The organism is Methylobacterium sp. E-041, from assembly GCF_022829665.1.
In the GTDB taxonomy this organism is placed as follows: Bacteria; Pseudomonadota; Alphaproteobacteria; order Rhizobiales; family Beijerinckiaceae; genus Methylobacterium.
Genome location: NZ_JAKSYQ010000180.1, coordinates 49,121 through 71,778 on the forward strand (window position 1 = coordinate 49,121; position 22,658 = coordinate 71,778).

General features: G+C 70.4%; 25 protein-coding genes. 14 read left to right on the plus strand and 11 right to left on the minus strand.

Annotated elements, in window-relative coordinates; all coding sequences use genetic code 11:
• The first annotated feature begins 30 nt into the window (after positions 1-30).
• Positions 31-375, plus strand: coding sequence for a glycosyltransferase (locus MKK70_RS16500; protein ID WP_243948934.1), 345 nt, complete (start codon positions 31-33; stop codon positions 373-375).
• Here the strand turns inward: MKK70_RS16500 and MKK70_RS16505 are convergent.
• The 4 genes from MKK70_RS16505 to MKK70_RS16520 all read right to left on the minus strand — a co-directional run bounded on the left by MKK70_RS16505 (position 342) and on the right by MKK70_RS16520 (position 2,778).
• Positions 342-968 (minus strand): hypothetical protein, encoded by a 627-nt coding sequence (locus MKK70_RS16505; RefSeq protein ID WP_243948936.1) that lies wholly within the window; start codon positions 966-968, stop codon positions 342-344. The two genes, MKK70_RS16500 and MKK70_RS16505, sit on opposite strands and share 34 nt — an antisense overlap.
• A 72-nt stretch (positions 969-1,040) precedes the next feature.
• Positions 1,041-1,508 (minus strand): hypothetical protein, encoded by a 468-nt coding sequence (locus tag MKK70_RS16510; RefSeq protein WP_243948938.1) that lies wholly within the window; start codon positions 1,506-1,508, stop codon positions 1,041-1,043.
• A 54-nt stretch (positions 1,509-1,562) separates the two neighbouring features.
• Positions 1,563-1,931 carry a hypothetical protein gene (locus tag MKK70_RS16515; protein ID WP_243948940.1) on the minus strand — a complete coding sequence of 123 codons (369 nt, stop codon included), beginning with the start codon at positions 1,929-1,931 and terminating at the stop codon, positions 1,563-1,565.
• A gap of 235 nt (positions 1,932-2,166) precedes the next feature.
• Positions 2,167-2,778, minus strand: coding sequence for an urease accessory protein UreE (locus tag MKK70_RS16520; RefSeq protein WP_243948941.1), 612 nt, complete (start codon positions 2,776-2,778; stop codon positions 2,167-2,169).
• Positions 2,779-3,093: 315 nt separating this feature from the next.
• Between MKK70_RS16520 and MKK70_RS16525 the strand changes: the two genes are divergently transcribed.
• The 4 genes from MKK70_RS16525 (at position 3,094) to MKK70_RS16540 (ending at position 5,404) form a co-directional block, all read left to right on the plus strand.
• Positions 3,094-3,363 carry a hypothetical protein gene (locus MKK70_RS16525; RefSeq protein WP_147858798.1) on the plus strand — a complete coding sequence of 90 codons (270 nt, stop codon included), beginning with the start codon at positions 3,094-3,096 and terminating at the stop codon, positions 3,361-3,363.
• A 226-nt stretch (positions 3,364-3,589) separates the two neighbouring features.
• Positions 3,590-4,333, plus strand: a complete 744-nt coding sequence (locus MKK70_RS16530; protein WP_147858797.1) for a J domain-containing protein — start codon at positions 3,590-3,592, stop codon at positions 4,331-4,333.
• The gene (locus tag MKK70_RS16535) at positions 4,330-5,076 is read left to right on the plus strand and encodes an N-acetylmuramoyl-L-alanine amidase (protein ID WP_243948942.1); all 747 of its coding nucleotides are present in this window, start codon (positions 4,330-4,332) and stop codon (positions 5,074-5,076) included. Before MKK70_RS16530 ends, MKK70_RS16535 begins: the two co-directional genes overlap by 4 nt.
• A 40-nt stretch (positions 5,077-5,116) precedes the next feature.
• A complete protein-coding gene (locus MKK70_RS16540) occupies positions 5,117-5,404 on the plus strand; it encodes a hypothetical protein (protein WP_243948943.1) in 288 nt (95 codons plus the stop codon).
• A 9-nt stretch (positions 5,405-5,413) separates the two neighbouring features.
• On the opposite strand, the gene MKK70_RS16545 is transcribed toward MKK70_RS16540, so the two are convergent.
• A complete protein-coding gene (locus tag MKK70_RS16545) occupies positions 5,414-6,430 on the minus strand; it encodes a TerC family protein (protein ID WP_243948944.1) in 1,017 nt (338 codons plus the stop codon).
• Positions 6,431-6,642: 212 nt separating this feature from the next.
• Here MKK70_RS16545 and MKK70_RS16550 point away from each other — a divergent pair, with 212 nt between their 5' ends.
• Positions 6,643-7,929, plus strand: a complete 1,287-nt coding sequence (locus tag MKK70_RS16550) for a TIGR03862 family flavoprotein (RefSeq protein WP_243948945.1) — start codon at positions 6,643-6,645, stop codon at positions 7,927-7,929.
• Entirely contained in the window at positions 7,926-8,609 is a 684-nt protein-coding gene (locus tag MKK70_RS16555) for a spermidine synthase (RefSeq protein ID WP_243948946.1), read from the plus strand. The genes MKK70_RS16550 and MKK70_RS16555 overlap by 4 nt, the downstream gene beginning before the upstream one ends.
• Positions 8,610-8,796: 187 nt before the next feature.
• Here MKK70_RS16555 and MKK70_RS16560 read toward each other — a convergent pair whose 3' ends face one another.
• Positions 8,797-9,651, minus strand: coding sequence for a collagen-like protein (locus MKK70_RS16560; protein ID WP_243948947.1), 855 nt, complete (start codon positions 9,649-9,651; stop codon positions 8,797-8,799).
• On the opposite strand from MKK70_RS16560, the gene MKK70_RS16565 reads away from it, so the two are divergent.
• The 6 genes from MKK70_RS16565 to MKK70_RS16590 all read left to right on the plus strand — a co-directional run bounded on the left by MKK70_RS16565 (position 9,650) and on the right by MKK70_RS16590 (position 16,654).
• On the plus strand, positions 9,650-10,657 hold the full coding sequence (locus MKK70_RS16565; protein WP_243948948.1) for an ImuA family protein: 1,008 nt from the start codon (positions 9,650-9,652) through the stop codon (positions 10,655-10,657). The two genes, MKK70_RS16560 and MKK70_RS16565, sit on opposite strands and share 2 nt — an antisense overlap.
• A complete protein-coding gene (locus MKK70_RS16570) occupies positions 10,581-12,152 on the plus strand; it encodes a Y-family DNA polymerase (protein WP_243948950.1) in 1,572 nt (523 codons plus the stop codon). The genes MKK70_RS16565 and MKK70_RS16570 overlap by 77 nt, the downstream gene beginning before the upstream one ends.
• Positions 12,149-15,472, plus strand: a complete 3,324-nt coding sequence (locus tag MKK70_RS16575) for an error-prone DNA polymerase (protein ID WP_243948952.1) — start codon at positions 12,149-12,151, stop codon at positions 15,470-15,472. The genes MKK70_RS16570 and MKK70_RS16575 overlap by 4 nt, the downstream gene beginning before the upstream one ends.
• Positions 15,473-15,525: 53 nt before the next feature.
• Positions 15,526-15,963 (plus strand): hypothetical protein, encoded by a 438-nt coding sequence (locus MKK70_RS16580; RefSeq protein WP_243948954.1) that lies wholly within the window; start codon positions 15,526-15,528, stop codon positions 15,961-15,963.
• An 86-nt stretch (positions 15,964-16,049) separates the two neighbouring features.
• Positions 16,050-16,247, plus strand: coding sequence for a Uma2 family endonuclease (locus MKK70_RS16585; protein WP_243934576.1), 198 nt, complete (start codon positions 16,050-16,052; stop codon positions 16,245-16,247).
• A gap of 212 nt (positions 16,248-16,459) precedes the next feature.
• The gene (locus MKK70_RS16590; protein ID WP_243934575.1) at positions 16,460-16,654 is read left to right on the plus strand and encodes a hypothetical protein; all 195 of its coding nucleotides are present in this window, start codon (positions 16,460-16,462) and stop codon (positions 16,652-16,654) included.
• A gap of 9 nt (positions 16,655-16,663) precedes the next feature.
• Here the strand turns inward: MKK70_RS16590 and MKK70_RS16595 are convergent, their stop codons facing one another.
• On the minus strand, positions 16,664-17,203 hold the full coding sequence (locus MKK70_RS16595; RefSeq protein ID WP_243948957.1) for a formaldehyde-activating enzyme: 540 nt from the start codon (positions 17,201-17,203) through the stop codon (positions 16,664-16,666).
• Positions 17,204-17,382: 179 nt separating this feature from the next.
• Here MKK70_RS16595 and MKK70_RS16600 point away from each other — a divergent pair, with 179 nt between their 5' ends.
• Positions 17,383-17,616: a hypothetical protein gene (locus MKK70_RS16600; RefSeq protein ID WP_243934574.1), complete on the plus strand. Its 234-nt coding sequence runs from the start codon at positions 17,383-17,385 to the stop codon at positions 17,614-17,616.
• 4 nt (positions 17,617-17,620) lie between these two features.
• On the opposite strand, the gene MKK70_RS16605 is transcribed toward MKK70_RS16600, so the two are convergent.
• The 4 genes from MKK70_RS16605 to metH all read right to left on the minus strand — a co-directional run bounded on the left by MKK70_RS16605 (position 17,621) and on the right by metH (position 22,635).
• On the minus strand, positions 17,621-18,067 hold the full coding sequence (locus MKK70_RS16605; RefSeq protein ID WP_147728159.1) for a hypothetical protein: 447 nt from the start codon (positions 18,065-18,067) through the stop codon (positions 17,621-17,623).
• A 95-nt stretch (positions 18,068-18,162) separates the two neighbouring features.
• The gene (locus MKK70_RS16610) at positions 18,163-18,564 is read right to left on the minus strand and encodes a type II toxin-antitoxin system VapC family toxin (RefSeq protein WP_243948959.1); all 402 of its coding nucleotides are present in this window, start codon (positions 18,562-18,564) and stop codon (positions 18,163-18,165) included.
• Complete coding sequence (locus tag MKK70_RS16615; RefSeq protein WP_243948961.1) at positions 18,564-18,818, minus strand: antitoxin; 255 nt, start codon at positions 18,816-18,818, stop codon at positions 18,564-18,566. The genes MKK70_RS16610 and MKK70_RS16615 overlap by 1 nt, the downstream gene beginning before the upstream one ends.
• Positions 18,819-18,882: 64 nt before the next feature.
• Entirely contained in the window at positions 18,883-22,635 is a 3,753-nt protein-coding gene (gene metH, locus MKK70_RS16620) for a methionine synthase (RefSeq protein WP_243948963.1), read from the minus strand.
• Between the last annotated feature and the right edge of the window lie 23 nt (positions 22,636-22,658).

Genomic DNA, 22,658 nt, shown 5'->3' on the forward strand with positions numbered 1-22,658 from the left:
CCGCCCGGGCGAGACGCGGGTGGAAGCGGCATGGGCGGGCAGGACCGGGGCGGGCAGGACCGGGAGATCGCCGCCGACGCGGCGGCAGGCACGATCGACGTCTCGATCGTGATGCCGTGCCTCGACGAGGTGCGTGCCCTGCCGACCGCGATCGCCAGCGCGCGCGCCGCCCTCGAGACCCTCGCCGCCAAAGGCTTGGTCGGGGAGATCGTCATCGCCGACAACGGCAGCACCGACGGCAGCCAGGCTTTGGCCGAAAGCCTCGGCGCGCGGGTGGTGCCGGTCGCAGAGCGCGGCTACGGCGCGGCCCTCGCCGGCGGCTTCCAAGCGGCGCGCGGGCGCTACCTGGTGATGGGCGACGCCGACGGCTCATAGGACTTCCGTATATCGCAAGTCTTTCCGATCGGACCTAAAAGTCGGCATGCACTAGACAACAACCGTCTTGCTGGCATCGAGAGGCGTCTGCTCGAGAGCGAGCGATAGTTTGCGAGCAGCATCGCGATGAGGGAAACCAGCCGGACAACGCGTGCCTGATAGCGCGCAAAATGGCCTGAGATCGCTCCGCAGACAAAGGCGTTCAGGATCACGCCCAGGGTGATGATCAGCCCCGCCGTAAGGAGGCACTGGAGATCCTCGCCGCCGGCGCGTCTCTCCTCGGCCACAGCGCCGGACCGGAAGATCTGCACGAGGGTGTAACACGCAAAACAAACCGAGCCGAGGACCGTAACGATGTGGAGCACGGCGAGCAGCACGCCGTCCATTCTGGGACCGCAGGCATCGGCATCCCGCTCGCAAACGTCCATATGCGGTACGACGCGCTCGATGGCAGTGCGACCCCACCGGCCGATGTTGAGGAACGTGGCCGGGTTGCGCATCGGTTCCAGAACATAGAAGTCTCCCAGTTGAAGGATACCGTTGCCGATGGCATCGCGCAGCGCAGCCAGTGAAGAATATGCGACGACCGCCAAGACGAACGCAAGTTCCTCATCCTTCAGTCGTGTCCTGGTTTCGTAATCGGATATGTTGAAGACACCACGTGTCTAGTTTCTGGACCAGAGAATCTCATCCTCGCCGGCCATCGGACGTTCCTTGAACCGGCACAATGTTGGGCTTGCCCCGCCTGGGCAGGCAGCATCGAGATAATCACGTCCAGGCCCATCTGCGATCAGGCGTGCCATCAGGAAGGGCGGGCTGCGTTGGGCTATATCGGCATCGGAGCGATAGACCGCTCCGAACGCCCATTCCGATATGACCGCCATGGCAATGGCGGCAGCCGACCCGGCCGCACGACCTGCAATCGCACGCGTTAGAATGCCAAGAGCTGCGAGTATCGGTATCGAGGCAACCAACAAAATCGATGATATCACGATATTCGCAGCGTGAAAGGACACGCTGACGGTCAGCAGAAACCATACGAGGATGCGGCTCTGAAACTGAGTGCGATCAGCGTAGACCATCTGCATCGAAATACAGACGACGACAAAGACGGAAAATACATCCGAGATCATAAGTGAGTCAACGAATGGAAGGTTTGCAAGAAGACTCAGTAATACGTTTGATAATCAGAAGTGTCTCGGTTTCAACGGCGGGAACGATGTGCGCATCAACATGGTAATGAGCCAAGTGGCAACGAAAGCTTGGATCGCGGCGAGTAACCAGAGCGTTCCGATCTCGACCGTGGCCACGAGTGCGATGCCATAGTAGGGCGAGCGCCCTCCGGCGACGGTTGCAGGAATCCGTTTCCGCATCGCTTCCGAACGCGGCATCATCGAAGTCGGATCAGCTTCGCGGTCCTCGCTGGCACGCTGTGTTTCGATGCCGAGGCGCGATGCGAAGTACTCGCCTTGAGAATAATACCAAGCCGTATCCGGAAACACCGAAGGACGGCCGTTCGCTGCGCCCACTGCGAAGATGATCAAAGCTGCGAGCAAGGCATGTATGAACCAGGGCAGGCTTGTCTTCGGAAGGGGTATTGCTGGACGTGCCGGCTATAGGAATTTCTGACGCAACGCTTTCATTCTCATTTCTCGCCCTGCATCCCGGCCGAAACGATGCACATGCGAGTCTGCTATCCAGTCTGGTGCACTCGTGCCGCATCAGGATCGCAGGCGAGGCTTGCGATCCCGTGAAGCGGCGTCGGCCGGCGCGGTCGGCGGCGGGAGCATGTCAGTGATCGTGGCTGCAGCCGGGGCCGTGCACGTGGGGCGCGTGATCGTGCGCGTGGTGATCGTGCGCGTTGTGATCGTGGCCGTGATCGTCCGCGTGCGTGTGGTCGTGGCCATGGTCGTGATCGGCGTGCGCCGCGTGCGCGTGATGATCGTGGGAATGGTCGTGGCCGCAGGTGCTGTGGTCGTGCGCCATGCGCTCGGGCCGGAAGGCGCGGTCGACCGGGCTCGCGGTGCAGCCCTGGCCGCGGACGAGCTCGGCCGTGGCCGGCGAGGCCGGGACGTGGAGCACGTCGGCGCCGATCTCGGCCGGGACGTGATTGCCGCCGAGCTGCCAGGCGAGGCGGATCAGGCGGGCCGGATTCTCGGCGCGGATCTCCAGCAGCGCCTCCGGGGCGGCCTTAACCGCGACCAGGCGGCCGTCGTCGAGGCGCAGGGCGTCGCCGTCCTCCAGCCCGGCGGCCTTGGTCAGGGCGAGATCGATGTGCAGGCCGACGGCGCTGTGGAGGTGCCCCTGCTGCGCCTGGCGCCCGGCGTGATCGAGGCTGATCGTGTCGACGACCGCGTCGGGGCGGACAGCGGCCTTGCGGACTATCGTGGTGGCTCTCGGCATGGCACCCTCTCTCAGGCGGTGATCGGAACGTAGGAGGCTCGGGCCTCGCGGAACCCGCATCCGCAAGCTCTTACCCCGCACGATGCGCCGTGCCGAGGCCCATTCGCGCGCGGCCGGCCACGGGAACCGCGGCGCGGCGGGTCATCGCGGTCGTCGGCGCGAGGCCGGGCCGAGCCCGGCTTTCCGGCGCCCGTCGCCGATCTCGACGGAACCTTGGCCGTGGCAAGTGCATTTCATGGCCGATAAGGCTAAGCTCGGACCGCACCAGCACCACGGCGAAATGCCGGACCGGATGCACAAGGGAGTCACGGACTCATGAAGAAGCTCATCGCCGTCGCCCTCGCAGGCACCCTCGCCCTCTCGGTCGGCGCCTGCAACACGCCGCAGGACCGCGCCCTCGGCGGCGCCGGTCTCGGCGCCCTCGCCGGTGCCGCGATCGGCGGAGCCGCCACCGGCCGCGCCGGCGGCGCCCTCGCTGGTGCCGCGATCGGCGGCGCGAGCGGCGCCATCGTCGGCGCCTCCACCGCGCCGCGCTGCCCCTACGGCACCTACCGCGACGCCTACGGCGACGTGTACTGCCGCTGAGGCCTCGCCGCCGACCGAACGTCGAAGGGCCGGAGCCGAGCGCTCCGGCCCTTTCTTCGTTCCAGGCCTGGGCCGGAGCCGAGCGCTCCGGCCCTTCCGCGTTTCCGGTCGAGCCTGTATCCCCGGCGGCTTGTCGTCGCCGGATCCCGTCAGGGTCCCCGGCGGCACCGCATAGAGGCCTGCCGGTGACCGTTCCGCATCTCCGAAACATCCCCGCCGGGTCCCGATGAGCTCGGGGATCTGGGGCAAGATCGGCGGCGCCGGGATCGGCCTCGCCATCGGCGGCCCGCTCGGCGGGCTCGTCGGCGGCCTCGCGGGCCATTACCTCGTCGACCGCGAGGGTGCGCTGTTCGGGCCGATGCCGCGCGACGTGGTCTTCACCACCGGCCTCGTCGCGCTCGCCGCCAAGATGGCGAAGTCCGACGGGGTGGTGACCCCGTCCGAGGTCGAGGCCTTCGGCAAGGTCGTGCAGGTCGGCGAGGCGGAGCGCGCCCGCGTCACCCGGCTGTTCGACCTCGCGAAGCGGACGACCAACGGCTACGAGGCCTATGCGCGGCAGCTCGCCAACGCCTTCCACGACGAGCCGTCGCTGCTCGAGGACGTCCTCGACGGCCTGTTCCACATCGCCACCGCCGACGGCGCGATCCATCAGGCGGAGGAGGCCTATCTCCGCGCGGTGGCCGAGATCTTCGGGTTCGACGACGCCGCGTTCCGCCGCATCGCCGCCCGGCACGTGCGGCTGGCCGACGACCCCTACCTCGTCCTCGGGCTCGAGCACGGCGCCGACCCGGCTGCGGTGAAGGCGCGCCACCGCCAGCTCGTTGCCGAGAACCACCCCGACCGCGCCATCGCCCGCGGCCTGCCGCCCGAGGCGGTGGCGATCGCCACCAAGCGCCTCGCCGCGATCAACGCGGCCCACGACCGGATCCTCGCGGACGGCGCCGCCGCGGTGGAGGGCGGTTCGCCATGACACCGGACAGCCCGCTCGCCACCCGCATCCAGCCCTCGCCGAACCACGGCGAGCGCCTCGGCCCGCGGCCGGATATGCTGATCCTGCACTACACCGGCATGACGAGCGCGCCCGCCGCTATGCAGCGGCTCGCCGACCCGATCGCCGAGGTCTCGGCCCATTACGTCGTGCTGGAGGACGGCGCGATCTGGCAGATGGTGCCGGAGAGCCGCCGGGCCTGGCATGCGGGGCGGGCGTCCTGGCGCGGCGAGCGCGACGTGAACTCCCGCTCGCTCGGCATCGAGATCGTCCATCCCGGCCATGCCGGCGGCCTGCCGCCCTACCCGGAGGCGCAGATCGCCGCCGTGACAGCGCTCGCGCGCGACATCGTCTCGCGCTGGGCGATCCCGGCCGACCGGGTGCTGGCGCATTCCGACATCGCGCCCGGTCGCAAGGAGGATCCGGGCGAGAATTTCCCTTGGGGCCGGCTCGCCGCGGACGGCGTCGGCCATCACGTGCCGGAAGTGCCGCTGCGCGACGGGCGCTTCTTCGCCGAGGGCGATTCCGGGCAGCCGATCGAGGCGCTGCAGGCGATGTTCGCGCTCTACGGCTACGAGCAGCCGGTGACGGGCACATTCGATCGCCACATGCGGGACGTCGTCACCGCGTTCCAGCGCCATTTCCGTCAGGCGCGGGTCGACGGCATCGCCGACGCCTCCACCATCACCACCCTGCGCGACCTGATCGCGTCGCGGCCAAGCTGAGGCGGCCGTCAGGGCGCGATCGCCGGATCGCCTCCCTCCCATGTCGGCCGGACTCGCGTTGCTGGCCGCCCTCGCCACCCCGGCCTCGGCCCAGAACGCGGGCGGGAGGGCGTCGATGAATTCGGCTGCGCCCGCCGCGACCCGTCCGGACGTGCCGGATCTCGGCCGGCCGCGCCAGGTCGCACGGGTCGTGGCGGAGGGGCGCGTGCCATTCTTCGAGTCGGCGGATGCCGACCCCACCTGCTCGAGCCTCGCGCCCGCCTGCCGCGACAGGGCTTGCGGCGGCATGAACATCAGCTTCAGCAGCGTCTACCGCCGGGGCGGCTGACCCTCGGGCTCAGGCCCGACCGTGCAGCTCGGCTTCGCGCGCATCCGCAAGCGCCTCGCCCCGGGTGCGCCACAGGCTGTAGAGGATGCCGATCGTCAGCAGCACCACGGTCACCGCCAGCGACACCCACGGCGGCACGTGGACGAGGCCGAAGGTGTCGGCGACGACGATCTTCGTGCCGATGAAGATCAGGATGAAGGCGAGCGCCGTCTTGAGGTAGGCGAAGCGATCGACCATTGCTGCCAGCGCGAAGTAGAGCGCGCGAAGCCCGAGGATCGCGAAGATGTTGGAGGTGTAGACCACGAAGGTGTCGGTCGTGATCGCGAAGATCGCCGGCACGCTGTCGACCGCGAAGATCACGTCGGCGCCGTTCACAAGCACCAGGGCGAGCGCCAACGGAGTGAGCCACAGGGCGGTCTTGCCGGTCCTGGCATCGGTCTTCCGCACCAGGAAATGCTGGCCGTGAAGCTCGGGCGTGATCCGCAGCTTCGCCCTGAGCCACCGCACGGCGGCGTGATCCTGGAAGTCGCCGGCGTCCTCCTCCTTGGAGAACAGCATCTTCAGGCCGGCATAGATCAGGAAGGCGGCAAACAACGACAGCACCCAGGCGGCCTGATGCACCAGGGCGGCGCCGAGCCCGATCATCAGTCCGCGCAGCAGCACCGCGGCGAGGATGCCCCAGACCAGCACCCTGTGCTGGGCGGCGAGCGGGATGCCGAGCGCCGACAGGATGACCGCGATGACGAAGACGTTGTCCATCGACAGCGACTTCTCGACCACGAGCCCGGTGACGTATTCCTGGGCGGGCTGCGCGCCGAGGTACCACCAGATCCAGCCGCCGAAGGCGAGGCCGAGGCTGAAGTAGAAGGCGGTGAGGAGAAGGCTCTCCTTGACGCCGATCTCGTGCTCCTTGTCGCGATGGAGCAGGCCGAGATCGAAGGCGAGCAGGGCGGCGACAAGGGCGTGGAACCCGAGCCACATCCAGATCGGCTTGCCGAGCCACTCGACGTACAGGAAATCGACCATGAGCGGGACCGTGATGCTTCTTTTGCAAGGAAAGCATCGGCTCCGACATCACGGAAGCATCTTGAGAGAGCATCCCGCCAGAGGGGCCCGCAGCCGATGAGCGGCAGTTAAAGACCCGAACGCGGCGAATCAAGGGCGGGCTCGAGCGATGCCGGGCCATGCAGGCATGCCTTGACAGCGGGGACGATCGGACGCCTTCCGCTGCGATGGACATGCGAGACGACGACGTGGCGCAGGACGACGCCTCCCGGAACGAGGTCGCGGTCGTCGGCGGCGGCCCAGCCGGGCTGGCTGCGGCCGAGGTGCTGGCTGCGGCCGGGCACCGGGTCGCAATCTACGACCGGATGCCGTCGGTCGGCCGGAAATTCCTGCTCGCCGGCCGCGGGGGCTTGAACCTGACCCACAGCGAGCCCGTCCCGGACTTCCTGCGGCGCTACCACCCGTCCGGCAGCCTGGCCGGGGCGATCGCGGCGTTCCCGCCGGATGCTTTGCGGGCCTGGTGCGATGGCTTGGGGGAGCCAACCTTCGTCGGATCGAGCGGGCGGGTGTTCCCGAAGGCGTTCAAGGCCTCGCCCCTTCTGCGGGCCTGGCTGCGCCGCCTCGAGGGCGCGGGCGTCGGCATCCGCACCCGGCACCGGCTCGTGGCCGTCGAGGACGGCACGCTGGTGTTCGAGACGCCGGACGGGAAGAGCTGGACGAAGCCGAAGGCGGTGCTGCTGGCGCTCGGCGGCGCGAGCTGGCCCCGCCTTGGCTCTGACGGAGCCTGGGTGCCGATGCTGGCGAATCTCGGCGTCGCCGTCGCGCCCCTGCGCCCGGCCAATGCGGGCTTCGCGGTGGCGTGGTCGGACCATTTCCGCGAGCGCTTCGCCGGGCAGCCCCTGAAGCGGATCGGGTTGACCGCCGACGGCGTGATCGTGCGGGGGGAGGCGCTGATCACCGCCGACGGCATCGAGGGCGGTGCGATCTACGCGGTGTCGCGGGCCCTGCGCGCGATGATCGAGCGCCAGGACAGGAGCGGGAAGGACGCGGGAGGCAAGGGCGCCGCCCGCCTCGTGCTCGACCTGCGTCCCGACCTCAGCAGGAGCGCCCTCGCCGAAAGGCTGTCCGACCCGCGGCCCGGCGAATCGATGGCGACCCGCCTGCGCAAGGGGGCCGGTCTGTCGCCAGTGGCGGCAGGGGTGCTGCGCGAGGCTGCGGGCGTCGCGCTGCCGGCCGACCCGGATGCGCTCGCCGGGCTGATCAAGGCCGCACCGTTGCGCCTGCACGCGATGGCTCCGATCGAGCGTGCGATCTCAACCGCCGGCGGTGTCGGCTTCGACGGGCTCGACGCGGGCTTCATGGTTCGGAAGCGGCCGGGCCTGTTCGTGGCCGGCGAGATGCTCGACTGGGAGGCGCCCACCGGCGGCTACCTGCTCCAGGGCGCGATCAGCAGCGGTCGGGCGGCGGCGGCCGGGATGGCGGCGTGGCTTGCCGGACGAGAGGACGTGAGCGCCGCATGATCCCCTGGGAGAACCTCGACACCGCTTCGATCCCCGGCGACGGCGGCACCCTGCGGCTGCGGCGGCGGGGCACCGAGTACGCGATCATGCTCGGCCAGAACGAGCTGATGAACAGCCGGCTCAGCGGCTCGGAGGAGGCGCTGGCGACCCTGGCCTGCGGCAGGATCGCATCGCGCAGGGCGCCGCACGTGCTGATCGGCGGGCTCGGCATGGGCTTCACCCTGCGCGCCGCGCTCGGTGCGCTGCCTCCTGGAGCGGCGGTGACGGTGGCCGAGCTCGTGCCCGCTGTGGCCGCCTGGGCGCGCGGACCCCTCGCCGGCGTGTTCGACGGCATCCTCGACGATCCCCGCGTAACCTTGCGCGAGGTGGACGTGGCGCGCGCGATCGGCGAGCGTCCGGCCGCCTGGGACGCGATCCTGCTCGACGTCGACAACGGGCCGGACGGCCTGACGCGGGCCTCCAACGACCGGCTCTACGGTCCGGCCGGCCTCGGCGCCGCTTATGCCGCCCTGCGTCCGGGCGGGGTCCTCGCGGTCTGGTCCGCGGGGCCGGACCGCAGCTTCGGCCGCCGCCTGCACGATGCGGGCTTGAGCGTCGAGGAGGTCGCCACCCGCGCCAACGGCCGGAAGGGCGGCGCCCGCCACGTGATCTGGCTCGCCGTACGTTCCGGCCGCGGCTGAGGCCCGGATGGCTCCTTCTCCTCCGCGACCGACCGGACGGTTCGAAGCGCGGGTCCCATCTCCCATAAGGAGAAGGACAGGTTGAGGGGCGTGAGCTTTGCGGAGAAGTCACGCCCCTCACCCCGACCCTCCCCCTCTGGAAGGGGAGCGCGCCGTGCCTCGCGTGATCGATCCGGTGACGCGACCGTCACATCCGCGCGCAGAACCCGACCATCCCGGCGGCTTCCGATGGGCAGGAGGCGGTCGCCGTCCCGTCGGTGCCTTGCGAGAAGACCGGGGTGCCGGCCTTGAGGCAGTAGGCCGAGACGAAGACCTCGCCGCCCGCGCAGGCGATCTCGCAGCCGGTGGCCGGGCAGGTCTCGCTCCGTACCGCCCGGAAAGGCGTTGCGGGGGCCGCGGCAGGGAGCGCGGCGGCGGCAGGTCCCGCCGGGCCGGCCTCCCCCTTCTGTCCCGCATCTCCCTGGGGGCCGGCCGCGCCTCTGGGGCCCGCCTCCCCTTTCGGACCCGTCTCGCCCTTAGGACCCGTCTCGCCTCTGGGACCCGTCTCGCCCTTCGGGCCGGCCTCGCCCGCCGGTCCGGCCGGGCCGGGAAGCCCCGCCACGCCCTGCGGGCCGGGCTCGCCGCGCACCCCGGTCTCGCCCTTGGCGCCGGCCTGTCCCTCGGGGGCGCAGTTGGCGATCACGGCCTCGCGCTCGTCCTCGTTGCTCTTCAGCGACACGACGCAGCTGCCCGGTCGGTAGGGCAGACGGAACAGGAAGCGGCCGCGGGAATCGGCCATCACCGACACGTCCTCGTCCATCACGACGACGGCGCCGCCCTTGCGCACCGAACCCGAGATCCGCAGGTCGCCGGCCTCGATGCGGGCGTCGTAGACCATGATCGGCTGGGACGGCGCCTGAGGCCGACGCGCACGCTGGTGGGCCGGTGCGGACGCGGCGGGCGCATCGAGTCCCGGCGCCGCCGGCTGCTGGGCCTGCGCGCCGCCGGCGAGAACTAGGCATCCGGCGATCAGCGTGGCGAAGCGCGCGCGATGAAGGATCATGTCGGACATTCCCCGCCGCCGGATCGCGCGGCGGCGGGACATTGCCGCCCGGCTGCCACCGGGGTCAACCCTGGCCATGGCCGCCTTCAAATGGAGCCGATCCACACCCTTCCACACCCGTCCACAGGCCAAGCTGCTGCCCCGGCGGGACTATTTTCGGGCAGTGCGAAAGCGTTTGAAAGTGTTCTTGTTTTGTTCCTATCTGACGTCATGTCGGAGCTGGGATGGGATGGAGCGGTCGCGTGACGAGCCGGATGAGCAGGAACCGTCCACGGCGGAACGGCTCGCAGAATTGCGGGCCCGCCTCGACGCGGAGCGGCGCCCCGGCGCGGGCGGCGTGCTGCCGTTGGGCGTCGCCGACCTCGACGCCCGACTTCCCGGCGGAGGCCTCGGCCTCGGCCTCCTGCACGAGGTCGCCCCGGAGGGCGCGGGCGACGAAGCCTCGGCCCTCGGTTTCGTGCTGGCCCTGGTCGCCCGCCATCTCGCGCGGGCGGCGGGCGACGCCCTCCTCGTCGTCGCCCCCGGCCATCCCATCCCCTACGGCCACGGCCTCACCGGGCTCGGGCTCGATCCGGGGCGCCTGCTGCTGCTGGAGGCCGAGGCCGACGCTTCCGTGTTCGGAGCCCTCGAGGAGACGCTGCGCGCCGGGCACCTCGCGGCGGTGGCCGGGCTCGTCGCGGATGGGCTTCCGCTGAAGCCGGGCCGGCGCCTGCAGCTGGCCGCCGGATCCTTCGGCACCGCGCCGCCCCTTCTCCTCATCCTGCGGCCCGGCCGGGCCGACTTGCCGAACGGCGCGGCGACGCGCTGGCGGATCGCGGCCGGCGGCGCGGCGCGCGACCGGTTCGGCTGCACCCTGCGTCCCCGTTGGCGCGCACGGCTCGACCGCTGCCGCAACGGCAGGCCGGGCGACTGGCTCCTGGAGTGGGATCATGCCGCGCATCGTTTCGATCTGCCTGACGGACTGGCCCGTCGCGCGCCTGATGCGCGCGGGAGCCGCGCCGGATGACGGCGTCCCCCTGGTGATCGCCGCCGCCGGGGCCGGCGGCCTACGGCTCACCGCCGTGAACCCCGCCGCAGCCGCCCTCGGCCTGCGACGCGGCGAGCCGCTGGGCCGCGTGCGGGCGCGGATCTCGACCCCGCTCCACGTCCACCCAGCCGATCCGGCCGCCGACGCAGCGGCGTTCGCCAGGCTCTGCCTCTGGGCGCAGCGCTACACGCCGTGCGTCGTCCCCTTCGGCCCGGCCGAGGCCTGCGACGGCCTGTACCTCGACGTCACGGGGGCGGCCCACCTCCTGGGCGGCGAAGCCGATCTGGTCGCGGACCTCGCCGCGCGCCTCGCGCGATCCGGGATCCCGGCACGGATCGCACTTGCCGACACGCCCGGCGCGGCCTTCGCCCTCGCGCGATACGGGCGCGGCGAGACCATGTGCGTCCCATCGGAGAGGACCGAGCAGGCCCTGAGGCCCCTCCCCGTCGAGGCCCTGCGCTGCGAGCCAGCCGTCGCCGTCGCCCTGAAGCGGCTCGGCCTGCGCAGGATCGGCGCCGTCCTCGACGCGCCGCGCCCGCCGCTGGCCCGCCGCTTCGGCGCGGCACTCCTCGTTCGCCTCGACCAGGCGGCCGGGCGGCGGCCGGAGCCGCTCGTCCCGGTCATGGAGCCCGTGCGCTACGGCGCCGCCCGCGGCTTCCTCGATCCGATCGGCAGCCAGGAGATCATCGTCGCCACGGTGCGGCGGCTGATGGCCGAGATCGCGCCGCGCCTCGAGGCGGACGGGCTCGGCGCCCGCGGCTTTCGCCTGTCGCTGCACCGGGTCGACGACGTGGTGCGCGCCCTCGACCTCGGCCTGTCCGAGCCGAGCCGCAGCCCCGACCATGTCGCGCGCCTGCTGCAGCTTCGGCTCGAACGGCTCGGCTCTGGCCTGGATGCCGGCTTCGGCTTCGAGACAGTCCGCCTGGACGTGTCCGCCACCGGCCCGATGCCCGGCCGCCAGGCTACCCTCGCCACCGGCCCCGCCCCTCAGGACGACCGGACCGCCGGCCTCGCCGACGCCCTGCGCCAGCGCTTCGGCCGACCCGTGATCCGCCTGAGCCCCCGTGCGAGCCACGTGCCCGAGCGCGCCGACCGCATCGCCCCCTGGGACACCGAACCTTGGCGCACCGAACCTTGGCGCATCGAGCGCGTCGTCCTGCACTGGCCCGATCCCGATGCCGGCATCGGTCCCCGGCCGCTGGTGCTGTTCGACCGCGGCGAGGCGGCCGAGGACGTGATCGCCCTGGTGCCGGAGGGGCCGCCGCGCCGCTTCCGCTGGCGCTCCCGCCTCCATCGGATCGCGCATTCGGAAGGGCCGGAACGGATCGAGCCCGAATGGTGGCGCGAGTCCGGCGTCCCGCGCGACTACTACGTCGTCGAGTGCGAATCCGGCCGCCGACTCTGGCTCTACCGCGACGGCCCGAACCTGGCCGACCGGCCGGCCGCGTGGTTCGTGCACGGGCTGTTCGCGTGACGGCGGCGGCTTACGCGGAACTGGCCGTCTCGACCAACTTCTCGTTCCTGCGCGGCGCCTCGCATCCGCAGGAATACGTCGAGCAGGCGATCGCCTACGGGCTCCGCGCCATCGGCATCGCCGACCGCAACACTTTCGCCGGGGTGGTCCGCGCCTATGCGGCGGCGCGGGTGAAGCCGGAGCGACCGGGCGCAAAGGACATCTGGAACATCCCGTTCCTGCCGGGGGTGCGGCTCGTCACCGAGGACGGGTTCGAGGCGGTGACCTACCCGATGGATCGGGCGGGCTACGGCCGCCTGTGCCGGCTGCTGTCCTCGGGCAACCGGCGGGCGCGCAAGGGCGAATGCCGCTTCTCCTTCGCGGAGATGCTGGAGGCGGCAGAGGGCCAAGTCTTCATCGCGATGCCCCCCGGCCGGCGGCTGGTGCCGCCCGTGGCCTTCTCCGCCCGGGTCGAGGCGCTGGCAGCCGCCGCCCCCGGAAGGGTCTGGCTCGGTGCCAGCCACCGCCACCGCGGCGACGAGCGCCGGCGTCTCGGGCTCCTCGCCGAGCTCGGGCATCGCCTCGGCGCGCCGATGGTCGCGGTGTCCGACGCGCTCTACCACCATCCCGACCGGCGTCCGCTGCAGGACGTGATCGCCTGCATCCGCGAGGGCTGCACCCTCGCGGAGGCCGGCTACCGCCTGGAAGCCAACGCCGAGCGCCATCTCAAGCCGCCTTCGGAGATGGCGCGGCTGTTCGCCGACCATCCGGAGGCGCTCGCCCGCACGGTCGAGATCGCGGAGGCCTGCGGCTTCTCCCTCGGGATGCTGAGCTACGAGTACCCAGAGGAGCCGGTGCCGCCGAACCGGACGCCTCAGGACTACCTGGAGGAACGGGTCTGGGACTGCGCGCGCTGGCGCTTCCCCGACGGCGTCCCCGAGGACATCGAGAGGACCCTTCATGGGGAGCTCGCCCTCATCGCGAAGATGCACTACGCGCAGTACTTCCTCACCATCCGCGACATCGTGGAGTTCGCGCGCGGCCGGGGCATCCTGTGCCAGGGCCGCGGCTCGGCCGCCAACTCCGCCGTGTGCTTCTGCCTCGGCATCACCGCGGTCGACCCGACCCAGATCCGCCTGCTGTTCGCCCGCTTCATCTCCGAGAACCGCGACGAGCCGCCCGACATCGACGTCGACTTCGAGCACGAGCGCCGCGAGGAGGTGATCCAGTACCTCTACTGCAAGTACGGCCGCGAGCGCGCGGCGATCTGCTCGACGGTGATCCACTACCGCCCGCGCTCGGCCATCCGCGAGGTCGGCAAGGTGCTGGGGCTGACCGAGGACATCACCGCCTCGCTCGCCGAGACGGTGTGGGGGTCGTGGGGCAAGGACCTGCCGGACAAGCACGTGGCCCAGGCCGGCCTCGATCCCGGAAACCCGGCGATCCGGCAGGCGGTGGACCTCGCGGTCTCGCTGATCGGCTTCCCACGGCACTTGTCGCAGCACGTCGGCGGGTTCGTTCTGACCCGCGGGCGGCTCGACGAGACCGTGCCGGTCGGCAACGCCGCGATGCCCGACCGCACCTTCATCGAATGGGACAAGGACGACATCGACGTGGTCGGCCTGATGAAGGTCGACGTGCTGGCGCTCGGCATGCTCACCTGCATCCGCCGCGGGCTCGATTTCCTGGCCCGCGACTACGGCCTCGACTACCCGACCCTCGCCGACCTGCCGCCGGAGGATCCGGAGGTCTACGCGATGCTGTCGAAGGCCGATTCCGTCGGCGTGTTCCAGGTCGAAAGCCGGGCGCAGATGTCGATGCTGCCGCGGCTGAAGCCGAACGCATTCTACGACCTCGTGGTGCAGGTCGCGATCGTCCGCCCCGGCCCGATCCAGGGGGACATGGTGCACCCCTACCTGCGGCGGCGGTCGGGTGCCGAACCGGTGGAATACCCGGCCCCCCACCCCGATCACGGGCCGGCCAACGAGTTGGAGAAGGTCCTCGAAAAGACCTTCGGCGTGCCGCTGTTCCAGGAGCACGCCATGCAGATCGCGATCACCGCGGCCGGCTTCACCCCGGCCGAGGCCGACGGCCTGCGCCGGGCGATGGCGACCTTCCGGCACGTTGGCACGATCGGCGGCTTCGAGGAGAAATTCATCGGAGGGATGACCGGACGGGGCTACCCGAGGGACTTCGCCGAGCGCTGCTTCGCGCAGATCCGCGGGTTCTCCACCTACGGCTTCCCGGAGAGCCATGCGGCGAGCTTCGCGCTGCTGGTCTACGCCTCGGCCTGGCTGAAATGCCGGCACCCGGACGTGTTCCTGGCCGCGATCCTCAATTCGCAGCCGATGGGCTTCTACCAGCCGGCGCAGCTGGTGCGCGACGCCCGCGCCCACGGCGTCGAGGTGCGCGGGCCCGACGTCAATGCCAGCGACTGGGACTGCACCCTGGAGCCGGCCGCGGAGGTTCCCCCGCCCGGGGTGCCGAAGCGGCTCGCGGTGCGGATCGGCCTGCGGCAGATCACCGGGCTGCCGCAGGCTGCGATGCGCCGGCTCGTGGCGTTGCGGGCCAACGGCTACGCCAGCATCGAGGGCCTGCAGGCGGCCTTGGCGCTGTCCCGCAACGCCCTGGAGCGGCTGGCCGAGGCCGACGCGTTCCGGTCCCTCGACCTCGACCGGCGGGCGGCCCTGTGGATGGTGCGGACGCTGGAGGGCGGTCGCATCGCCAAGCCCGTGCCGCACGAAGCCCTCGGCCGGCGCGCGCACCTGCTGGAGGCGCCGTTGCCGCTCTTCGCCTTCCATGCCGACGACGGGCTCTTCCGCGACGAGCCGACCGTGGCGCTGCCGCCGATGCCGGCTTCCGAGCAGGTGGCCGAGGATTATTCCGCCACCGGGCTCTCGCTGAAGGGCCACCCGGTCGCGTTCTTCCGCGCCCGGCTCGCCCGGATCGGCGCCGTCCCGGCCCGCGAGCATCACGATCCCGGCTTTCCCCAGAACGGTCGCGTCACCGTGGCCGGGCTGGTGCTGACGCGGCAGCGGCCCGGCACCGCCAAGGGCGTGGTGTTCCTGACCCTCGAGGACGAGACCGGCATCGCCAACGTCATCGTCTGGAAGAAGGTGTTCGAGGCCAACCGCCGCGCCGCGATGAACGCCCGCTTCCTCGCGGTGCAGGGCCGGGTGCAGCGGGCCGAGGGCGTGGTCCACCTCGTCGCCGAGCGGTTCCGCGACCTGACGGAGCAGTTGCTCGAGCTTCGCGCCGGCGGCGTGCGCCTGCCACCCGAGACCAACGATTTCGGGGCTCCCACCGACCGGCGGACCTATCGCAGCCGGGATTTCCATTGAGGGCGCCGCGCGCCGAGCCTCGACAGCCGACCGGCTGCGCGTATGGTGCGGCCATGCTTCGCTTCGCCCTCGCCTGCCTCCTGCTGATCCCCGCCGCTGCCCGCGCCGACGAATGCGACGGCCTCGCCCAGAGGATCGCCGCCGCCACAGGCGGCAAGGTCGGGCGCCGCGCCGGCCCCAGCATCGACATCGGGGTGCCCGGCGCGATCAAGCTCGACCTAACCTGCCGGGCCGAGCCGATCGTCCAGGCGAGCTCCGGCGAGACGACGCCGTCGGCCGCCTTCTTCCGCGACCTGTCGATCGCCTCCGAGCTGCTCGTCGGCGAGTCGGCCGGCGCGGTCCAGGGCATCATCGCCACGGCGCATGCCACCGCGCTCTCGGAGCGGCGCAAGTCGTTCGTCCAGCAGAACGGCTGGTCGGCGAGCTGCTACACCGACAGCACCGGCTCGATCCGCACCCTCTGCTCGGTCGGCCGCATCCCGCCGGGCTGACATGCTCTTGACCGGTCGCGCGGTCGGGCCGATCTCTCTCGCAGACGTTCTCGGCACGGAGCCCATCATGCCCGCCTTGCTGACGGATGCTTCCCGCCTCGACGCGCATCGAAGCTTCTGGGACTTCGTCGCGCCCCATCGACGAGGAGAAATGGGAACTCATCGAAGGGCGTTTCGTCATGCAGGCGCAGCCGAGCATCGATCATCAGATCATCGCCGGAAACCTCGACCGGCGGCTGAGTGAGGGCCTCGAACGGATCGGCTCCGACCGTGTGGTCCTGTAGAACCCGGCGATCGACCTTCGGCCGGTGATCGAGGGGAACGCCTACGTTCCCGACGCCGCCGTGATCGATCGATCCGACTTCGAGCCCGGCCGAAGCGTTTCCGGGACCTGCTACCTCGCGCCGAGATCATCTCCACCAGCGACCGCCGGAAGCCCTCGGGCTCGAACCGCGGGAAGATCGCGATCAAGCTGGCAGGCTACCAGGCCCTGCCGATGTGCGAGGTCGTCCTGCTGATCGAACAGCCGGTCGTCGCGGTGACGCTCGCCATCCGCGACCCGGGCGGCTGGATCACGCGACGCCTGACCGATCCCGGCGAGCGCCTGATCCTGTCCGCCGCCGGCCTGGATTGCCGGGTCGTCGACCTCTACGCGCGCACCTCCCTGGCACGCGCGCGGAGGACGGCCTGAGCGTTCGCCTCAGTACTCGACCACGTCCTCGAGGGCGTAGTGCTTCACCGTCTTGCGATTGGCGATGAGCTCCTCGATCGTCGGCTCGCCCAGCATGGCCCGGCCGATGGCGAGCTTCGTCGCCTCGTAGTTGGTGCGGTAGAGGTCCTTGCGGTCCACGTTCGGATCGGCGCCGCAGCGCTCGTCGAGCCAGATCATGATGATCATGCACAGCTCGTCCAAGCCGTCCTTGGGCAGGATGCCCTCGATCACGCAATCGACGATCGCGTCGCCGGTCGCGGCCTGAACCACGCCGCCGAGAAGCTCGGCGTATTCCGCGGTGTGGATCGTGACCTTCGTGGTCATCATCGTCGCCGGGCGCACGAGCTGGTTGAGGTCGCGCACCACGAACATCCGGGTGTGGCCCTGCACCTGGCCCATCATGCCGGCGAAGGCCTGGCCGACCGGGCCCCGCGTCGAGCCGATCAGCACCTCGGGCATCGCGTCGGTGTATTGCCCCTCGGCGGCGAGCACCGTCGCCTCGCCCGTGCGGAACCAGATCTCGGACATGTCTCTCGGCCTTGGAAGCGGCGCCCCGGCGAGGCGCGGTCGGCCGCGCAGACATCATCCCCGGAGAGCTTCGTCAACCGCCGGACCGGGCGGCCGCCTCGATAAAGCCCGGCGCCGGCTCTGGCCTCCGCGGGCGCGATCGGTCATGCAGGACGGCGACCGAACGGGAATGCACGACGATGAGCGATCCGGAGCAGGAACCGGGCCCCGCGGGCGAACGCGGCTGGAGCCTGTCCGCGGCGGCGGCGGGCGACGGCGTGCGCCTCGAGCTCGGGCTGCCCGACCTCGACGGAAAGCCGGTCACCGCCATCCTTAGCCTGAGCCGGGCGGAGGCGCGCGCCTTCGCCCGCACGTTGCTCGCCGCCTCGGGCGACGCCGCCGAGCGCAGCTTCCCGCAGCCCGCCAAGCGATAGCGGCTCAGCGCAGCCCGATGCCGGGATTGGTGCGCCCGGGCAGGCGCGGAACCTTCGCGGTGCGCGGCTCGATCGGGGCGCCGCAGGCGTAGACGAACTCGGTCTGCAGGTCGGTGAACACCGTCTCGCCGGTGATCCTGCAATCCTCGCGCACCGTCTCGTCGAGGTAGGTCCGCGCCGCCAGGCGGAAGCGCGCCGCCCGCGTCTCGCCGGGGTCGCGGTCGGCATAGCGGTCGCCGATGCCGCAGCCGGTGAACTCGCGCACCGCGTTCGAGACGATCAGCATCCGCCGTTGCTGGCGCTGGTCGTAGACCTCGTACGGGTCGTTGCAGGAAATCGTCACGACCTGGGGCGTCAGGCTGACATAGGTCTTGGAGATGTGGGAAAACCCGGTGCATCCGGTGACCGCGAGGCCCGTCGCGACGGCGATGACAAACGCCAGCCGCTTCATACCCGTCTCCACGCAACCGACCCGCGGACGACCCGCACGGGCATTGAAGCCGCGAGGGCCGCCCGGTCAAGCTCCGCCGGGACACAGGCGCCGGCTTATGCGCCGCCGCCTTCCCAATCCACGACCCGCAGGCCGGGGACGCGCGAGAATTCGCGGACGTTGCGGGTGACGAGCGTCACGTCGCGCGCGAGCGCCTGCCCGGCGATCAGGACGTCGTAGGGGCCGATCGGCGTTCCGGCCGCGGCGAGGCCCGCACGGATCTCGCCGGCCTGGCGGGCGTCGGCGACGGTGAAATCGATCACGGGGAAGCGCAGGGCATCGATCCCGGCGAGCGTTTCGTCTTGGCGATCACCATGATAGGCGCCGAAGAACAACTCGTGCGAAACAATCGCCGAAACGCCGAAATCGCGCCGCCGATGTGCTCGCAACCGCTCCCAAACCCGTTGTCGTTGCTTCAGCAAAGCCACTACGACATTGGTATCAAGCAGATAGAGCATCAGAGTTCGTCGAGCGCCGGGCGGTCTTGCTGCGGCACATCTTCATCCGTGGCTTTCAGGATGGCATCGAGGACGTCAGGGTCGAGCTTGACGGCGATGGCTTCGAGCCAAGCCCACTCATCCACGATCGGTTCGAGGATGACCGCCTCGCCGTCGCGTCGGATCCGCACCGTGTCGCCCTCGAACTGGAAACCGGGCGGCAATTGTACCGCCTCCTCCCCGTCCGATCGGATGATCTTCGCGATGTTCGACATGCCGACCTCCCGATGTCCGTCACGAGGATAGATCGGGAGGCCGGAGCCGCAAAGTCGAGGCGGCCTACTCCGCCGCCACCGCCAGGTAGCGCGCCGGATCGTAGTTGAGGATCGGTCCGAGCCAGCGCTCCACGGCGTGCAGGTCCATGCCCTTGCGCATCGCGTAGTCCTCGACCTGGTCGCGCTCCACCTTGGCGACGCCGAAGTAGTGCGCCTTCGGGTGGGCGAGGTAGAGGCCGGAGACCGACGAGCCCGGCCACATCGCGTAGGATTCGGTGAGCTTCACGCCGATGCGGCGCTCGGCCTGGAGCAGGTCGAACAGCGTGACCTTCTCGGTGTGATCGGGCTGCGACGGGTAGCCCGGGGCCGGGCGGATGCCGTCGTATTCCTCGCGCACCAGTTCTTCCGGCGTGTAGGTCTCGTCCGCCGCGTAGCCCCAGAACTCGCGCCGCACGCGCTCGTGCATGCGCTCGGCAAACGCCTCGGCGATGCGGTCGGCGAGCGCCTTGACCAGGATCGAGCGGTAGTCGTCGTTGGCGCGCTCGAACTTCTCCGCGATCCGCACCTCTTCCAGGCCCGCCGTGACGACGAAGCCGCCGACGTAGTCGGCGATCCCGGTCTCGGCAGGCGCCACGAAGTCCGACAGGCAGGTGTTCGGCCGCCCGTCGCGCTTCGACAGCTGCTGGCGCAGGCCGTGGAAGGTCGCCAACGTCTCCGAGCGGCTCTCGCCGGTGTAGAGGCGGATGTCGTCGCCGACCGCGTTGGCCGGCCAGAAGCCGAGGATCGCCTTCGGGTTGAACCAGCGCTCGGCGACGATCTGCTTGAGCATCGCCTGCGCGTCCTCGAACAGGGCCTTGGCCGCCGGGCCCTGGTTCGGGTCCTCGAAGATCGCGGGGTAGCGGCCCTTGAACTCGTAGGTCTGCAGGAACGGCGTCCAGTCGATGTAGGGCACGAGGTCGGCCACCTCGTACGAGCCGTAGACGCGCGTCCCGGTGAAGCTCGGCTTCTTCGGCGCGTAATCGGTCCAGTCGATCTTGAACGCGTTGGCGCGGGCCTTGGCCAGCGGCAGGCGCTGCTTGTCGAGCTCCGAGCGAGCGTGGGCGTCGGCGACCTTGGCGTATTCCGCCTGCACCTTCTCGATCACCCCGCCGCGGGTCTCCTTCGAGATCAGGCTCGAGACCACGCCGACCGCGCGGCTGGCATCGGTGACGTAGATCGCCTGCCCGCGCTGGTAGGACGGGTGGATCTTCACCGCGGTGTGGACGCGGCTGGTGGTGGCGCCGCCGATCAGCAGCGGCACGTCGAAGCCCTCGCGCTCCATCTCGGCGGCGACGTGCACCATCTCGTCCAGCGACGGCGTGATCAGCCCGGAGAGGCCGACGATGTCGACGTTCTCGCGCTTGGCGACCTCGAGGATCTTGGTCGCCGGCACCATCACGCCGAGGTCGATGATCTCGTAGTTGTTGCAGGCCAGGACCACGCCGACGATGTTCTTGCCGATGTCGTGGACGTCGCCCTTCACGGTGGCCATCAGCACCTTGCCGGCGGCGCGGCGCTGCCCGTCGCCGCCGTTGGCGAGCTTTTCCGCCTCCATGTACGGCTCGAGGTAGGCCACCGCCTGCTTCATCACGCGGGCGGACTTCACCACCTGCGGCAGGAACATCTTGCCCGAGCCGAACAGGTCGCCGACTACGTTCATGCCGGCCATGAGCGGGCCCTCGATGACGTGGAGCGGCCGCGCCACGCCCTGGCGGGCCTCCTCGGTGTCGGCGAGGATGTACTCGGTGATGCCGTTGACCAGCGCGTGCTCGATGCGCTTCTCGACGGTGCCCTCGCGCCAGGTCAGGTCGGCGGTCTTGGCCTGGGCCGAGGCGCCGCTCTTGAAGCGCTCGGCCGCCTCCAGAAGGCGATCGGTGGCGTCGTCGCGCCGGTTCAGGACCACGTCCTCGCACAGCTCGCGCAGCTCCGCCGGCAGCTGGTCGTAGACCGCGAGCTGGCCCGCGTTGACGATGCCCATGTCCATGCCGACCTTGATCGCGTGGTACAGGAACACCGCGTGCATCGCCTCGCGCACCGGCTCGTTGCCGCGGAAGGCGAAGCTCAGGTTCGAGATGCCGCCCGAAATGTGGGCGTGGGGCAGCGTCTCGCGGATGATGCGGGTCGCCTCGATGAAGGCGACGCCGTAGCCGTTGTGCTCCTCGATGCCGGTCGCGACCGCGAACACGTTCGGATCGAAGATGATGTCCTCGGGCGGGAAGCCGACCTCCTCGGTCAGCACCTTGTAGGCCCGGGTGCAGATCTCGACCTTGCGCTCGAGCGTGTCGGCCTGGCCGTCCTCGTCGAAGGCCATCACCACCACGGCCGCGCCGTAGGAGCGGCACACCTTCGCGTCGTGAACGAACTTCTCGATGCCCTCCTTCATCGAGATCGAGTTCACGATCGCCTTGCCCTGGATGCACTTCAGGCCGGCTTCGATGACGTGGAACTTCGAGGAATCGACCATCACCGGCACGCGGGCGATGTCGGGCTCGGCGGCGACCAGGTTGAGGAACTCGACCATCGCCTTCTCGGAATCGAGCAGGCCCTCGTCCATGTTGACGTCGATGATGCTGGCCCCGGCCGCGACCTGGTCGCGGGCGACGTCGAGGGCGGCGGCGTAGTCGCCGGCGGTGACGAGCTTCCTGAACTTGGCCGAGCCGGTGACGTTGGTGCGCTCGCCGACGTTCACGAAGGGGATCTCCTTCGTCAGCGTGAACGGCTCCAGGCCGGACAGGCGCATCAGCGGCGCGATCTCAGGAATTACCCGCGGCGTCTTGCCGGCGACGGCCTCGGAGATGGCGCGGATGTGGTCCGGCGTGGTGCCGCAGCAGCCGCCGACCATGTTGACGATGCCGCCCTCGGCGAACTCGGCGACGAGCTTGGCCATCGCCTCCGGGCTCTCGTCGTAGAGGCCGAACTCGTTGGGCAGGCCGGCATTCGGGTAGGCGCAGACCAGCGTGTCGCAGACGCGGGACAGCTCCGAAATGTGGCCGCGCATCTCGCGGGCGCCCAGCGCGCAGTTGAGGCCGAAGGTCAGCGGCCGGCAATGGCGCAGCGCGTTCCAGAACGCCTCGGGGGTCTGGCCCGACAGGGTGCGCCCGGACAGGTCGGTGATCGTGCCGGAGATCTGGATCGGCAGGGTGACGCCGCGCTCGTCGAACACCTGCCAGGTGGCGGCGATCGCCGCCTTGGCGTTCAGCGTGTCGAAGATCGTCTCGATCAGGATCAGCTCGGCGCCGCCGTCCATCAGGCCGCGGACCTGCTCGGCATAGGCCTGCTTGACCTGATCGAAGGTCACGGCGCGGTAGCCGGGGTTGTTCACGTCCGGCGAGATCGAGAGCGTGCGGTTGGTCGGGCCGACGGCGCCGGCGACGAACCGGCGGCGGCCGTCCTGCTCCTCAGCGAGCTTGGCGGCCTCGCGGGCGAGGCGCGCGCCCTGCGCGTTCAGCTCGTGGATCACCGATTCCATGCCGTAATCGGCTTGCGCGATCGTGGTGCCGGAGAAGGTGTTGGTCTCGCAGACGTCGGCGCCGGCGAGGAAGTAGTCGAGGTGGATCTGCCGGATCGCATCGGGCTGCGTCAGGATCAGCAGGTCGTTGTTGCCCTTCTGGTCGTGGGCGTGGTCCTTGAAGCGCTCGCCGCGGAAGTCGGCCTCGCCGTAGCCGAGGCGCTGGATCACGGTGCCCATCGCCCCGTCGAGGACGAGGATCTTCTCCCGCGCGCGCTGGCGCAGGGCGGCTTCGATCTCGGTGCCGTCGACGGGACGAAGGTCGGTCATGGATGTCTCACTCGTCATTCCGG